This window comes from Erwinia rhapontici, from assembly GCF_012271765.1.
Classification (GTDB): Bacteria; Pseudomonadota; Gammaproteobacteria; order Enterobacterales; family Enterobacteriaceae; genus Erwinia; species Erwinia rhapontici.
The window spans coordinates 290,687-304,839 of record NZ_VRKO01000013.1 but is presented as its reverse complement, the minus strand read 5'-3'; the positions used below and the strand labels follow the sequence as shown (position 1 = coordinate 304,839).

General features: G+C 54.5%; 15 protein-coding genes. 10 read left to right on the top strand and 5 right to left on the bottom strand.

Annotated elements, in window-relative coordinates; genetic code table 11:
- The first annotated feature begins 22 nt into the window (after window positions 1–22).
- The 5 genes from FVB43_RS12480 (at window position 23) to FVB43_RS12460 (ending at window position 3,064) form a co-directional block, all read left to right on the top strand.
- A complete protein-coding gene (locus FVB43_RS12480; RefSeq protein WP_159337498.1) occupies window positions 23–292 on the top strand; it encodes a hypothetical protein in 270 nt (89 codons plus the stop codon).
- The gene (locus FVB43_RS12475; RefSeq protein WP_133845717.1) at window positions 289–534 is read left to right on the top strand and encodes a hypothetical protein; all 246 of its coding nucleotides are present in this window, start codon (window positions 289–291) and stop codon (window positions 532–534) included. Before FVB43_RS12480 ends, FVB43_RS12475 begins: the two co-directional genes overlap by 4 nt.
- Window positions 535–656: 122 nt before the next feature.
- Window positions 657–1,520 carry a hypothetical protein gene (locus FVB43_RS12470; RefSeq protein ID WP_133845718.1) on the top strand — a complete coding sequence of 288 codons (864 nt, stop codon included), beginning with the start codon at window positions 657–659 and terminating at the stop codon, window positions 1,518–1,520.
- Between the two features lie 177 nt (window positions 1,521–1,697).
- Window positions 1,698–2,615 (top strand): SPFH domain-containing protein, encoded by a 918-nt coding sequence (locus FVB43_RS12465; protein WP_133845719.1) that lies wholly within the window; start codon window positions 1,698–1,700, stop codon window positions 2,613–2,615.
- Window positions 2,612–3,064 carry an NfeD family protein gene (locus tag FVB43_RS12460; RefSeq protein WP_133845720.1) on the top strand — a complete coding sequence of 151 codons (453 nt, stop codon included), beginning with the start codon at window positions 2,612–2,614 and terminating at the stop codon, window positions 3,062–3,064. The genes FVB43_RS12465 and FVB43_RS12460 overlap by 4 nt, the downstream gene beginning before the upstream one ends.
- Here FVB43_RS12460 and cueR read toward each other — a convergent pair.
- The gene (cueR, locus tag FVB43_RS12455) at window positions 3,061–3,471 is read right to left on the bottom strand and encodes a Cu(I)-responsive transcriptional regulator (protein ID WP_133845721.1); all 411 of its coding nucleotides are present in this window, start codon (window positions 3,469–3,471) and stop codon (window positions 3,061–3,063) included. The genes FVB43_RS12460 and cueR overlap by 4 nt on opposite strands.
- A 186-nt stretch (window positions 3,472–3,657) precedes the next feature.
- Between cueR and FVB43_RS12450 the strand changes: the two genes are divergently transcribed.
- Window positions 3,658–4,137 (top strand): DUF2938 domain-containing protein, encoded by a 480-nt coding sequence (locus FVB43_RS12450; RefSeq protein ID WP_238337077.1) that lies wholly within the window; start codon window positions 3,658–3,660, stop codon window positions 4,135–4,137.
- 34 nt (window positions 4,138–4,171) lie between these two features.
- Here the strand turns inward: FVB43_RS12450 and FVB43_RS12445 are convergent, their stop codons facing one another.
- Window positions 4,172–5,950: a flotillin family protein gene (locus FVB43_RS12445; protein WP_159337500.1), complete on the bottom strand. Its 1,779-nt coding sequence runs from the start codon at window positions 5,948–5,950 to the stop codon at window positions 4,172–4,174.
- Between the two features lie 38 nt (window positions 5,951–5,988).
- Entirely contained in the window at window positions 5,989–6,624 is a 636-nt protein-coding gene (locus FVB43_RS12440) for an OB-fold-containig protein (protein ID WP_167864076.1), read from the bottom strand.
- 219 nt (window positions 6,625–6,843) lie between these two features.
- Between FVB43_RS12440 and copA the strand changes: the two genes are divergently transcribed.
- The 3 genes from copA to ybaK all read left to right on the top strand — a co-directional run bounded on the left by copA (window position 6,844) and on the right by ybaK (window position 10,918).
- Window positions 6,844–9,366, top strand: coding sequence for a copper-exporting P-type ATPase CopA (copA, locus tag FVB43_RS12435; RefSeq protein WP_167864075.1), 2,523 nt, complete (start codon window positions 6,844–6,846; stop codon window positions 9,364–9,366).
- Between the two features lie 87 nt (window positions 9,367–9,453).
- A complete protein-coding gene (locus FVB43_RS12430) occupies window positions 9,454–10,257 on the top strand; it encodes a TraB/GumN family protein (RefSeq protein ID WP_133845726.1) in 804 nt (267 codons plus the stop codon).
- 178 nt (window positions 10,258–10,435) lie between these two features.
- Window positions 10,436–10,918, top strand: a complete 483-nt coding sequence (ybaK, locus tag FVB43_RS12425; protein ID WP_167864159.1) for a Cys-tRNA(Pro)/Cys-tRNA(Cys) deacylase YbaK — start codon at window positions 10,436–10,438, stop codon at window positions 10,916–10,918.
- Between the two features lie 7 nt (window positions 10,919–10,925).
- On the opposite strand, the gene FVB43_RS12420 is transcribed toward ybaK, so the two are convergent.
- Window positions 10,926–11,792, bottom strand: a complete 867-nt coding sequence (locus tag FVB43_RS12420; RefSeq protein WP_159337502.1) for a LysR family transcriptional regulator — start codon at window positions 11,790–11,792, stop codon at window positions 10,926–10,928.
- Between the two features lie 88 nt (window positions 11,793–11,880).
- Here FVB43_RS12420 and FVB43_RS12415 point away from each other — a divergent pair, with 88 nt between their 5' ends.
- Complete coding sequence (locus FVB43_RS12415; RefSeq protein ID WP_133845729.1) at window positions 11,881–12,330, top strand: multidrug/biocide efflux PACE transporter; 450 nt, start codon at window positions 11,881–11,883, stop codon at window positions 12,328–12,330.
- 66 nt (window positions 12,331–12,396) lie between these two features.
- Here the strand turns inward: FVB43_RS12415 and ushA are convergent, their stop codons facing one another.
- Entirely contained in the window at window positions 12,397–14,148 is a 1,752-nt protein-coding gene (gene ushA / locus FVB43_RS12410) for a bifunctional UDP-sugar hydrolase/5'-nucleotidase UshA (protein WP_422718029.1), read from the bottom strand.
- Between the last annotated feature and the right edge of the window lie 5 nt (window positions 14,149–14,153).

Here is a 14,153-nt window from a genome sequence, read left to right as displayed (position 1 = left end):
ACGACAATGGAGAGTGACTCAAATGATACCGGAACACCTGGCGCTGATTGCAGAAGCGCGTTCGATCTTGCTTAAGGCGCTCTCGGACAGCGAACAGTATCGAAAAGAACATCTTTCAGCCTGCCTGCAACTTTCACAGGCAGCGAGCCACGCACTCTCGCTTACGATAAAACTGGAGCGAGGGTCTGCTGCAGAACAGATTAATTATGCGGAATTGCTTGAACGACAGATGGTCTCTGTTCGGGCCTGTCAGGCTACATTAACGAAATTATCCCATGGGGTAACGCAATGACCCGATTTTCACAGCCGATTGAAGACAAGGTAAACGTTGAGAAACATCACCGGATGATGGATCACATCTCATCAGAGTTCGGGGATGAAATGTTAAGGACGATTCTGTTGCTGAATGCCCGTCTGATGACGTTGAGTATGGATGATCTGAAGTCAGTGGTGGTCAGCGTTGTTGCCCGGGATGATGCAAAGCTCACGATGAAACGTGACAGCACCGGAATTGACCTTAAAATCGGATTTTAACGAAGGCAGTCTGTTAAAAAGTCTCTGCATTGCGTTGCCCTGTTCTTCGCTCACAGGCCGCTGACTTTCACACTCGAAGATATGATATTATGACTTCCCCCGGGAAACAGGAAGTTAATAATATGTCACATATTTTCTTTGAGTTTGATCTTGAGCCTGGCGTGAAGTCAGTGGCCGATTTGAACTATGTCCTTCGTGATAGTGACAAAAAAACAGCATTTGTGATGAGTGCCGAGGTGGCAAAATTTGTCAAAGATGCGCTGATCATTAATGACACGATTATCAGTTTTAAACATTGCTGCTTCGCCTTCGATAAAGGCGCAGAGTTCGTCGAATTTGACCGCAAAGGTCAGTCGGTACGTTTCTCTGAACCTGTCCCCGCCTGGTTTATTAAGCCAGCCCTGTTTGCGCGGTCCGACTGGCTGGATAATCATGCGCTGGCCGATCTGCCTGCTCCTGAGTTCATCAAAGCCTTCAATGAGAAGTTCCCGGATCTGCAGGAGCGCAGAAAGCACGCGGATTACCTTTTTGACCTTCAACTGCACAAGATAACCTCGCCTCATCAGGAAGCCACCAGGACGGTGGGAAACACCAGCGGTAAATCAACCAAACCCAAAGTCACCGATCTGGGGTCATTCCAGCTGTTTCAGCAATTCTTTGACAGGCTTAAGTCTGCGGTAATGGCAGATGAGTTCCCCACCCTCAACGTTTTGACGGCATCTGAGAATGTGAATAACGTGCCAGGCAGCTATCGCCAGGCACTGCGTACCGCGATGAAAGCAGTGACCAACGAGTTGCCCGTCAACAATAAGCGCCAGGCCGCAGGCAATCCGGCCCTGTTCTGCGCCCCTATTCGCGACAAAATTGCCGAGATTGAAGCGATTGGGCTTGAGCCCTATTACCAGGCATTGTCAAAAGCGATCGCACAGGCCGAAGGCAGCTACATTGCTGATTTCTCTTTCCAGTTCGCCAGACAAAAGAGTTAAGCGCTAACAATACCAACAACAGCGGGATGGCGCTGTCATGGGTGTTACAATATCATCAGATAAGGTGCAACCCGGTAGCGCTGTGCTCTGGTGGACGGATTCGAGTGTCGAAAGGGCGTTCGGGCTAAAGGGTCGCCCAGTAAAGTGATGAATAATAACAATCTGGAGGTTATTTTTATGTTGGCTGTGATTCCCGTCATTATCATTCTGGCCCTGATCCTCGTCTGGTCAGGTATCAAAATCGTCCCACAAGGTTTTCAGTGGACCGTTGAACGCTTCGGCCGCTATACCAACACACTCCAGCCCGGCCTGAATCTGGTGATCCCGTTTATGGATCGCGTGGGCCGTAAAATCAATATGATGGAACAAGTGCTGGATATCCCCTCGCAGGAGATCATCTCTAAAGATAACGCCAGCGTCACCATTGATGCCGTGTGCTTTATTCAGGTGGTTGACCCGGCACGCGCCGCCTATGAGGTCAGCAATCTTGAGCTGGCAATCATCAACCTGACGATGACCAACATGCGTACCGTGCTGGGATCGATGGAACTGGATGAAATGCTGTCGCAACGTGACAACATCAATACCCGCCTGCTGCATATTGTCGATGAAGCGACCAACCCATGGGGCATCAAAATTACCCGTATTGAGATCCGCGATGTTCGCCCACCGGCTGAACTGATCGCCTCGATGAACGCCCAGATGAAAGCCGAACGAACCAAGCGTGCCGATATTCTGGAAGCGGAAGGGGTTCGCCAGGCCGCGATCCTGCGTGCTGAAGGGGAAAAACAGTCGCAAATCCTCAAAGCGGAAGGTGAACGTCAATCTGCATTCCTTGCTGCAGAAGCGCGAGAACGTAGTGCAGAAGCCGAAGCCCAGGCAACAAAAATGGTATCTGAAGCCATTGCCGCCGGGGATATTCAGGCGATTAACTACTTTGTAGCGCAGAAATATACTGATGCCCTGCAAAACATCGGCTCCTCCAGCAACAGTAAAGTGGTGATGATGCCGCTGGAAGCCAGCAGCCTGATGGGATCCATTGCCGGGATCAGCGAACTGCTGGGCGAAAGCAAAGCGGAGCGTAACCGCCGATGATCGATGAACTGCTCGCTAACCCGTGGTGGCTATGGCTGACCTTCGGCGGCCTGCTGCTGGCGGCGGAAATGCTGGGTGCCAGTGGTTATCTGCTGTGGAGCGGCGTTGCTGCCGTGCTGGTCAGCCTGCTGGTATGGCTGGTGCCCATGCCATGGGAGTGGCAGGGGCTGAGTTTTGCCGTACTGACCATTCTCGCTGCACTGTGGTGGTATCGCTGGCTTAAGCACCGCGACCGCCGAAATCCTCCTTCGACGTTGAATCAGCGGGGTCAGCAGATGATTGGCCGCCAGCTGACGCTGGATGCCGGGCTGGTCAATGGCTTCGGGCATGTGCGTATTGGTGATGGTAACTGGCGCGTCCAGGCAGAGGAAGATTTGCCCGCCGGAACCCAGATCACCGTGGTAGCGGTCGAAGGGATCACGCTACGCGTTGTCCGTCGTGGGGTTTAACCCTGCTTAGCGCTGTGACAGCATCCGGCCAGGTGATTAATGATCGGGCACTCGGCGCTGTCATCGCCCGGGCAACTGGCGGCGAGATCGAGCAACTTCTGACGCATTAGCTGGAGTTCACTGATATGAACTTCGATCTCCCGCACTTTGCTGAGCGTCCTCGCCTTCACATCGGCGCTGTGGCGTTCAGGATCGTTAAACAGGCCGACCATCTCGCGGCACTCATCCAGATTAAATCCGACCTGGCGGGCCTGGCGCAGCAGCGTCAGCTCCTCCAGGTGTTTGGCACTGTAGCTGCGATAGCCATTTTCCGTGCGCAGCGGCGGCGTCACCAGCCCTTTCTCTTCATAAAAACGGATCGCTTTGCTGGTTAATCCGGTTTTCTTTGCCACGTCGCTGATATTCATTATTCCTCCGGGCGGCTTAAGCAGGATCCATAACTAATCCAATTTTCTGTCTCAGTCAAACAACAGGTCTTCGTCCCCTCTACTTTGGTACAGGTTGCTGCCGTTTACTTTGACATCCTGCATGCCAATCACAGACAGTCGACAAAATAAACACGTGAAGAGGACGGCACGATGCAGGAGAGTTTAATGCTGGCAGGGCAAGCTGTTTTGTTGGGAACCGGCGCAACACTGGTAATGGATCTCTGGGCATTACTGCAAAAGCAGTTATTCAAAATCCCCTCTCTGGACTATCGGCTGGTCGGGCGCTGGCTGGGGCATATGCGTCATGGGACGTTTAGCCACTGCACCATTTTGCAAGCCACTCTGGTCAGGGGTGAAGTGGCCGTCGGCTGGGGAGCACACTACTTGACGGGGATAATGTTCTCTGTGCTGCTGATTGTCCTCGTCGGCCCACAATGGCTTTCGGCGCCAACATTCCTGCCCGCGTTGCTGATGGGGATAGTCAGCGTAGTCGCACCGTATTGCCTGATGCAGCCTGCGTTTGGCTTCGGCTTTGCGGCGGCCAACACCCCTGCCCCCTGGACCGTACGCTGGCGCAGCCTGGTCGCCCATACCTCCTTTGGCATTGGCATCTGGCTGACAGCATTACTAATGAGTCAGAGTTAACAATCCCCCTGGTGGGTGACCAGGAGGATTGAGGTCAGATAAGGGGGGTAAATTTCGCGGATGTCAGTGATTCGACGGGAGGTGAAGAAGCCAAAGGAACGGCAACCTCCGCACTGGCAGGCGAAGAAGGTGCCTCATCGTTTGCTGCGGGTTGATCGCTGTCACTCGCCTGGGCCGCCACTAGTCCCGCCGTCAGATCGTTGAGCGATCCTCCTGCCAGACCCACTTCCTTCAGCAATGAGTCCAGAATGGGCGCATGGGCACGATAAGAGAGTGCAGCAGACAGCGCCTGTTCCGCCAGATTTCCCCCGGCCATCGTGGCAGTCCCCGAGGAAGCCCCACCTGAGGTGCGATTTAAACCATCCACCTGGATGATTTTGATGCCTTCAATGGCTTTCATCGGCTCCACGGATTTTTCAATAACCGCTGGCAGCGCCTGTAGCAGAGCAAGTTTAAATTTCAGGCTGGTCTGGTCGCTGGAGAGCATATTAACGGCATCATTCAGCGCACGCTGGGCTTCCGCTTCCGCCAGGCCTTTTCTGCGCGTTGCTTCTGCCAGCTGAATAATGGCCGCCGCCTGCAATTCTGCGGCTTCTTTCTCTGCACGGGCACTCAGGGTTAACTGTACCGCTTTGGTTTCAGCGTCCTGAGTGGCCTCGATCAGGGCAACCTGTTTGGCACGATCGGCCTCCGCGGTTTCACGGGTGGTCACCACGTTTTGTTCGGCTTTCACGGCTTCTGACAGCGCAAGGTTAGCCTGCGCCTGGGCCTGAGATTGCTGTTCAGATTTTGCCGCAATCGCAATGGCTTTATCCTGCTGTGCAATTTCAGTGACACGGGTTTGTTCAATCTCTTTGACCTGAACGTCGCGGCTGGCTTCCACTTCGCGGGTTTTCAGCACCTGCTTACTTTCAATTTCCGCTTCCTGGATCTGACGTTCGGACATGATCCGGCTCTGCTCTGCTTCGCGGCGGCGTTCGGCCTCATAAGTCGCAATTTTCGAGGACTGTTCAGCGCTACGTGTCTTGATCTGCTGTTCCTGATCTAAAGACATGAAAGATTCCTGCTGTTCAATTTCCAGCTTGCGCGCCAGGGCATCACGGTTTTTTTCACGCACGGCAACTTCAACATCCTGCTCAACTTCGTTGCGTTCGCGGCGTCTGCGCTCCGTTTCCTGCGTCAGCTTGGTCAGCCCCTCGGCGTCAAAGGCGTTATTCGGATCGAAAAACTCCTTCGAGGTCTGGTTAAAATTGGTCAGAGAAACGCTTTCCAGCTCAAGACCATTTTTGCTCAGATCTTCCGCCACCGTGTTTTGTACCCCCTGGACAAATTTTTCACGGGTATCCTGCAAATCCTGCATCGTCATCTGTGACGCGGTCGAACGCAGCGCATCAACAAATTTATCTTCCACCAGGATGCGCAGATCCTCAGGGGATAACGTCCGTTGCCCCAGCGTCTGAGCCGCGGTTGAAATACCTTCCACCGTCGGTTTTACCCGCACAAAAAAAGCGACAACGACATCAACACGCATACGATCTTTGGTGATCAGGCTGTCCACTTTAGAACGGCTCACCTCCAGTTTTAGCGTATTCATGTTAATCAGAATAATTTCATGAAATACCGGCAGAACAATGGAACCGCCGCTAAGAACCACTTTTAGTCCTCCCAGACCAGTTCTGACAAAGGATTGTTCCGCAGAGGCTTTTTTATACAGCCGGGAGAATATAATCCCCACAATAATAAGGACGACAAAAACGGCTAATGCAATTTCACCCCAGAAATACCAACTATCAATGTTTGTCACTTCTTCCATTACAATCCCTTAGTTAAAAATAGACGTGTGAGGCAGTGTTACCGATGTTCAGACCAGGGATGAGACATCCCTTCGAATAAAGATGAGGTGAGACGCGCCGTAATAATAATGGTCTCGCCAGGGGAGAAAATGTCATCCTCGCTGTCTGGCTGTACGCGTAAATAATGCGTTTGCTGAAACTTATCGACCAGCCGACACTGGGCAGGATGCCCCATGCTGGCCGTTCCTCCCACCACGGTCGCCATACAGCCAATAAAACTCTCTTCAGACAGTGCGCTGCTTTCGTATTGTGGTAAAAAACGCGCAAGGACGGCGCTTATTTTTCGCACGAAAAGCACAGAGATTACGCCCGCTGGTAACGCCACCAGCCCGCCAGGAAGAGGTTTGCCCAGCGCGTACAGCAGTGCCCACTGTAAAACCATTCCGCTGATAGAAAAGCAGGACAGCAAGAGAATAAACAGAATGAATAAAGGGACTTTGCCAATATTTAACCAGTCCAGCCCCTGAGAAAATAAAGACTCACCGGCATGAATATGCGGCGACAGCAGGGTATCAGTATGTGAGAAAACACTCATGCCAAATATCATGGCAAGAATTTCCACCAGACCAAATAACAGGATCAACGCGAAGGTGATAAGAAAAATGGCATTTTCAGGTAGTAATATAAAATTCATTGCAGACGCCTCCCTGTCTGATAATACCCGGCTAAAGGTGACGCTGCGCCTGAGTAATAAGCTGAAACAGTTTACGTGCTCGGGAAAGGCAGATCCAGATGTAAATTCGGTTATTTATGCCCTCAGGCCTGGGGATAAATATCGTTACACTGGCTTGACCTTACCCTTGCGGGAAGGTTTAACCTGAGCTTCGGTGACATATTCACTCAGGAGAAAATCATGACACACACCACGTTACTGGCGCTGGACGGACTGACCTGCGGCCACTGTGTTAAACGGGTTAAAGAAGCGCTGGAACAGCGTGACGACGTGGAGCAGGCGGACGTCACGGTGACGGAAGCCCGCATTACCGGTGATGCCAGCGCCGATGCGCTGATTGCCGCCGTCGAACAGGCGGGTTATCACGCCAGCCTGCCAGAAGGGGCTTCTCACCCAAAGCCTGATACGCTGACAGAATCAGAACCTCAGCCGGAAGCGCTGACAGCGTCCCTGCCAGAGCTTCCGGCAACGACTCCCGCTTCCGATCCCGACAGCTACCAGCTGTTGATTGACGGCATGAGCTGCGCCAGCTGCGTTAGCCGCGTACAGAGTGCGCTGCAAAATGTCGCTGGCGTCAGCCAGGCGCGGGTTAACCTTGCCGAACGCAGCGCGCTGGTGCTGGGTTCGGCTTCCCCCGCCGCACTCATCGAGGCCGTGAGCCGCGCAGGATACGGTGCGGAAATCATTGAAGATGACGTGAAACGTCGGGAAAAACAGCAGCAAACCGCGCAGTCTGCGGTAAAACGTTTTCGCTGGCAGGCGATCCTGGCGCTGGCGCTGGGTATCCCGCTGATGGGATGGGGAATGATCGGCGACAATATGATGCTGACCGCCGACAACCGCAGTGGATGGCTGGTGGTGGGCGTACTGACCCTGCTGGTCATGATCATCGCCGGGGGGCATTTTTACCGCAGCGCATGGCGCAGCCTGCTGAACCTTAGCGCCACCATGGATACGCTGGTCGCACTGGGTACTGCCGCCGCCTGGCTTTACTCCATCACCGTGAATCTGTGGCCCGATCTGTTTCCGATGGCGGCACGCCATCTTTATTACGAAGCCAGTGCGATGATTATCGGTCTGATTAATCTCGGCCATATGCTGGAGCAGCGCGCTCGCCAACGCTCGTCAAAAGCGCTGGAAAAATTGCTGGATCTGACCCCGCCCACAGCGCGTGTTGTCACGGAAAACGGTGAGCAGATCCTGCCGCTGAGTGACGTGCAGTTGGGGATGACGCTGCGCGTCACCACCGGCGATCGGGTACCGGTCGACGGCACGATCCTGCGCGGTGAAGCCTGGATGGATGAAGCCATGCTGACCGGCGAAGCCATCCCTCAGCAGAAGTCATCGGGTGATGCGCTGCATGCCGGGACGGTATTGCAGGACGGCAGCGTGCTGTTCAGTGCCACCGCCATCGGCAAGAACACCACCCTGTCGCGTATTATTCAGTTAGTCCGCCAGGCGCAAAGCAGTAAGCCGGAAATCGGCCAACTGGCGGATAAAATTTCAGCGGTGTTTGTCCCGCTGGTGGTGGCGATAGCCCTGTTCAGCGCTGCTGTCTGGTATCTGGTCGGCCCCGCACCGCAGATGGTCTACACCCTGGTGATTGCCACTACCGTACTGATCATCGCCTGCCCTTGCGCACTGGGGCTGGCTACGCCGATGTCGATTATTGCTGGCGTTGGTCGTGCCGCCGAGTTTGGTGTCCTGGTGCGTGATGCCGATGCCCTGCAACGTGCCAGCACCCTGAGCACCTTAGTCTTTGATAAAACAGGCACCCTGACCGAAGGTGCGCCGCGTGTCGTTGAAGTCCTACTGTTTAACGGGGCTGACCGGCAGACCGTGCTGCGCCAGGCTGCGGCCCTGGAGCAGGGTTCGAGCCATCCGCTGGCACGCGCCATCATTGAGTACGCCGCTCTGGCGACGCTGCCCGAGATTGAGCAATTTCGTACAATACCGGGGCTGGGGGTCAGCGGCATACTCGCTGGCACTCCGCTGCTGCTGGGTAATCCACCGCTGATGGCGCAGCAGCAAATCGTGACCGGGGCGATCACCGGGCAGGTGGAACAGCAGGCAGCAAGCGGCGCTACCCCAGTACTGCTCGCAGCCGGAGGGGAAATTGTCGCCCTGTTTGCCATCCGTGATCCTCTGCGTAAAGAGAGCGTCAGTGCGCTACAAAGACTGCATAAACGCGGTTATCAGCTGGTGATGCTGACAGGCGATAACGCCATTACGGCCAATGCCATTGCGCGTGAAGCAGGTATCGATCGTGTGATTGCCGGGGTGTTGCCGGAAGGCAAAGCCGATGCGATCCGCGCCCTGCAACAACAGGGCCAGCAGGTGGCGATGATTGGTGATGGCATCAATGATGCTCCGGCCCTTGCGCAGGCTGATGTGGGGATCGCAATGGGTGGCGGCAGCGATGTGGCCATCGAGACAGCGGCGATTACGTTGATGCGTCAGGACCTGAATGCGGTGGCCGATGCTCTGGCGATTTCCCAGGCGACGCTTCGCAATATGAAACAAAATCTGCTTGGGGCATTTATTTATAACGCCTGTGGCATCCCGATTGCGGCCGGGGTGCTGTATCCCCTGACGGGGACCCTGCTCAGTCCCGTGGTGGCGGGCGCGGCGATGGCGCTTTCATCCATTACCGTGGTGAGTAATGCTAATCGTCTGATCCGCTTCCGCCCGCCGCAATCGTAAGTCGGCTAATGAGTGCTGCGTTTTGCCCTGTCCGTCAGCGACTTATCACGCTAGCATAGTGTGATTGACAGCATGAGGCAGAAAACGATGGCAAATCTTTTGCACAGATTTCAGATGTTGTGGCGCAGGCTGTGGTCGGTAAGTTACCGCTACCCGGCCCTCGATATCACGTTGGGTCAGCGACATCTGCATCTGGTGGGCAGCATTCATATGGGTACCCGCAATATGATGCCCCTGCCAGCGGTGCTGTATGAACGGCTACAGCAGGCCGATGCTCTGATTGTTGAAGCGGATATCACCGGCGGGGCATCCCCCTTCAGTGAAAGTGAGAGTTGTCCGCCGCTGGCTGAACGCCTCTCTGCAGAGCAGTGGCCACAACTGCAACGCCGCTGTGAAGAGTTAAGCATCGACCCGGAGCGCGTCGATACGCTGCCCGCCTGGCAGGTGGCGCTCATGCTTCAGGCGCAACAGGCGCAACGTCTTGGGCTACGCGCCGACTGCGGTATCGACTATCAACTGCTCCAGGCGGCGCGTGAACGGCAGAAAAAAGTGATTGAGCTGGAAGGGCCGGAAACCCAGCTGGCACTGCTGAAATCGCTGCCGGACAACGGCCTGCCGTTACTCGAAGATACGCTACAGCACTGGCAAACCAATGCACGCCTGCTGCAAACCATGGTGAGCTGGTGGCTGGAAGCCCCACCGGGCAGCATCGGAAAACTGGCCTTGCCCAGCACGTTCAGCAGCAGTCTGAATGACCTGTTAATGCATCAGCGTAATCAACAGTGGTGCCAGTTTTTACGCCAGCTGCCACCCGGGCGCTATGTGGTTGCGGTGGGTGCCCTGCACCTTTACGGCGAGGGAAATCTGCCAGGTCTGCTGATTCAGCGATAAAAAAAAGGCCGATATCTCTATCGGCCCGTCAATAAGGACATATTTATGATTTTTGTTATCGTCTCAGCGGTTACGCTGACGCGGGCAAGATTGTCGCTCAAAGCGTAATATTTCGCCAGCATTTTTGTTCATCAATTGTTCACTCGTTCATGGAAAATACGACAGAAGGTTAGTGACTATGACACCTGCGGTAAAACTGCTGGAAAAAGAAAACGTCGCCTTTACGCTGCATTCTTATGAGCATGACAGCAGCGAAACCCACTTCGGAGACGAAGCAGTACGCAAGCTGAATCTCGATGCGGATCAGGTGTATAAAACCCTGCTGGTCGCGCTGAATGGCGATAATAAAACGCTGGCCGTGGCGGTGACGCCGGTGGCCGGGCAGCTCGATTTAAAGAAAGTCGCCAAAGCGCTGGGGGCGAAAAAGGTCGAGATGGCTGACCCGCTGTTTGCCCAGCGCAGCACCGGTTATCTGCTGGGCGGCATCAGTCCATTAGGGCAAAAGAAGCGGCTGCCAACGGTGATTGACCACCTTGCGCAGCCGTTTGCTACCATCTTCGTCTCCGGCGGCAAGCGCGGGCTGGATATTGAACTGAAGCCGCAGGATCTGGCGCAGCTGCTCAATGCCAGCTTTGCCGATATCGCTAAACGCGGCGATTAACGCGGCTTTACGCGGAGCGCTGGGCCAGCAACTGATCGATCATCCAGCGCCCTGCCGGGCCGGGTGGCGTGCGGCGTGACCAGATCACATCAACCTGAATACTCTGCGGCCAGCCGTCCACCGGCAGTTCGCGCAGTGTCTGGTGGCCAAACTGCTGGGTCAGCCAGCGCGGCAGAATACTCCAGCCGAATCCCTGCTCAGCCATTTCCAGCAGTAACAGATAAGACTGCGCCAGCCACACTTTTCCCGTCGGTGCAGGCGTGCGCTCCACCCACGTATTTAGCCGAAGCTGACGCAGCGCTTTCAGCTCCTCTTCAGTCACCTTGTCCTGCTGCGCCAGCGGGTGATCCTGATGGAGGAAAATCGCCATTTGTGCCTCCACTTGCAGGCGCTTCACGCAGATATCAGACGGATAATGATCCTGTACCCGCACCACGCCAATGTGGGCTCGCTGGCTATGTAACAGGTCAATCACGTCGGCATCTTCGGCGATCATGCATTCAAATTCAATATCCGGATAGCGACGATCAAAGCGTTGTAGCAGTGACTCATGATAATCAGCCTGCCAGAAATCGGAGATCGCCAGCCGCAGACAAGGTTCGATCTCACCGGAAAGCCGAATAGCCAGCTCGTCCAATTTTGCTGATGCATTGAGGATCTCTTTGACCTGCGCCAGCGCACGCTGCCCGTTTTCAGTCAATACCGGGTTACGTAGCTCACGGCTGAACAGTGTAAAGCCCAGATCGTTTTCAAGATTCGCTATCGCCGTACTGATGGTTGACTGGCTTTTGCGCAGCGCACGCGCCGCCGCCGAGAAGGACCCGCTTTCCACGGTTTGCACAAAAGCTTCCAGTGATTCCGGTGAGTAACGCAAAGATGTATCGCTTTTATCGATGGATAGTCATTTTATCTTAGCAAATAAAACGTGGAAAATAGCGTCCATAGAAAATTAAGGAGGATGTATGTCTGGTCGTACGCTAAAAGAACGTTTTTTCCATGCCGCAGGTTTCGAAGTGCTGGCGATTGCACTGGTGTCACCTTTAGCCGCGTGGATTATGGACAAACCCCTGTTTCAGATGGGTGCGCTGGCCATCATGCTGTCGACGGTAGCCATGATATGGAACATGATTTATAACGCCGGATTTGATCGTCTGTGGCCGCGCGAAAAAGTGACTCGCGGTATCGGCCTGCGTATTCTGCATGCACTGGGCTTTGAGGGCGGCTTTATTCTGATCGGTCTGCCACTGGCAGCCTGGATGTTGGGTATCAGTCTGTGGCAGGCGTTGATCATTGAAATCGCCTTCTTCCTGTTCTTCCTGCCCTACACCATGGCGTATAACTGGGTCTATGACAAAGTACGTGAGCGCATCATGAATTCACGCCAGCCACAGCCAGTGAACAAACATGGTTAATGGCACTGCGCAGAGGTTGTTGTTGGGGTCGACCGGAAAAAGTCGTCGACCCCATGGGTAACACCGTTATTGCTTCGCCGTATCCAGTTTCGCCGGACGCCACTGTTTAGGGTCTGCCGGTTTCTCGCTTTCTGCTGCTTTCTCCGGTGCCTTCTCTTCTGATTTCACTTCTGCTTTCTGATAGACAATTTCCCCGGCAGGCTGATACTTCGCCACATCGAGCGGAGAGTGACTCTGGATGTACTGTTTCAGCACTTCGGCATCCACAAAACCGGTATTCACATAGCCTGGCAGCTTATCCACCAGCGGATAGCCATCACCGCCCGTGGCATTAAAACTCAGGGTGGCCATGCGATAGGTTTTATCCGCTTCCAGCGGTTTACCGTTGATGAGGATGTTACTGACGCCGGTGCCGTCTGCCGTCAGGCTGACGCGCGCAAACTGTGCATAGGCACCTGAATCAACCTGTTTATTGGCCACTACTGCGAGATACTTCTCAACTTCGCTGCCTTTCATATCGACATACACCAGCGTATTACCAAAAGGCTGCACTTTCAGGACATCTTTATAAGTGATGGCACCGCCCTCAATCGAGTCACGCACACCGCCGCCGCTCATGATGGCAAAGTCAGCTTTGGTCCGTTCGATCTGTCCTTCCAGAATCAGACGCGCCATGCTGGTCTGCACAAAACGCACTTTGCTGCGATCGCCCTCCAGCCGTCCGTTAACACTGCCGATTTTCACGCCCAGTTGCGCCTCACCCTTTTTCTGGAACGGAGTCAGCAGTTTTTGCATGGCCGGGTTTTTCGCGATCTCGGGGGTGTAATTGACCCAGGTGGTGCTGCCGTCAGCATTCTTCACTTTATGCTTCAGGTTAATCGGCACCAGCTCATAGTGATCCAGCGTCAGCTTGCCGTTCAGGAAGGTGAAGTCCGCACGGCCGATGTATTTCCCCCACTCGTGAGCCTGGACAATCCAGGTACCGTTCTGGCGATCGGGCGTACAGGGTGTTCCGGGCACATAGTCAGCCTGCTTCACATTCTCTTTCGCCATGCACACCGGATCCTGCGAGTGCCCTCCCACGATCATATCGAGGTAACCGGCTGGCAGTTCACGCGCCATTTCCACATCACCCGGCGCATTCGATCCGTGATGACCGTTGTCGTAATGGCCCATATGTGTGGCCGCGATAATCACATCGGGCTTCTCTTTCGCCCGCAGCTGTTCGACCACCGCTTTTGCTTCGGTTGCCGGTTTATGGAACAGGATGTCGGTAAAGTTTTCCGGGTTGCCGATTTTCGCCGTATCGTCGGTGGTGAGGCCAATAACGGCAATTTTCAGCCCCATACGGTTAAACAGGGCGTAAGGCTGGAACAGCCGCTTTCCGGTGCTTTTCTGATAAATATTGGCGGAGAGCAGCGGGAACTTAGCCCATTTCTGCTGCTGACGCAGCACGGAGAGCGGATTATCGAACTCATGGTTTCCAATCGCCATTGCGTCATAGCCAATCAGATTCATCCCGCGAAAATCGGGTTCCGCGTCCTGCAAATCAGATTCCGGCACGCCGGTATTAATGTCACCGCCCGAGAGGATCAGGACAGCACCGCCGTGCGCCTGCACGTCATAACGGATCTGGTCCATCATGGTTTTTTGCGCCGCCAGGCCATATTCGCCCTGTTCGTTATTCCAGAAACGCCCGTGATGATCGTTGGTGTGAAGCACCGTGAACTTATAAGTCCGGTCTTTCACCCACGCCTGGGCCATCAATGGGGTGCTTAATAACGCCACCGTCAGAACGCTGGCGAAACTTCTTTTCAATAATG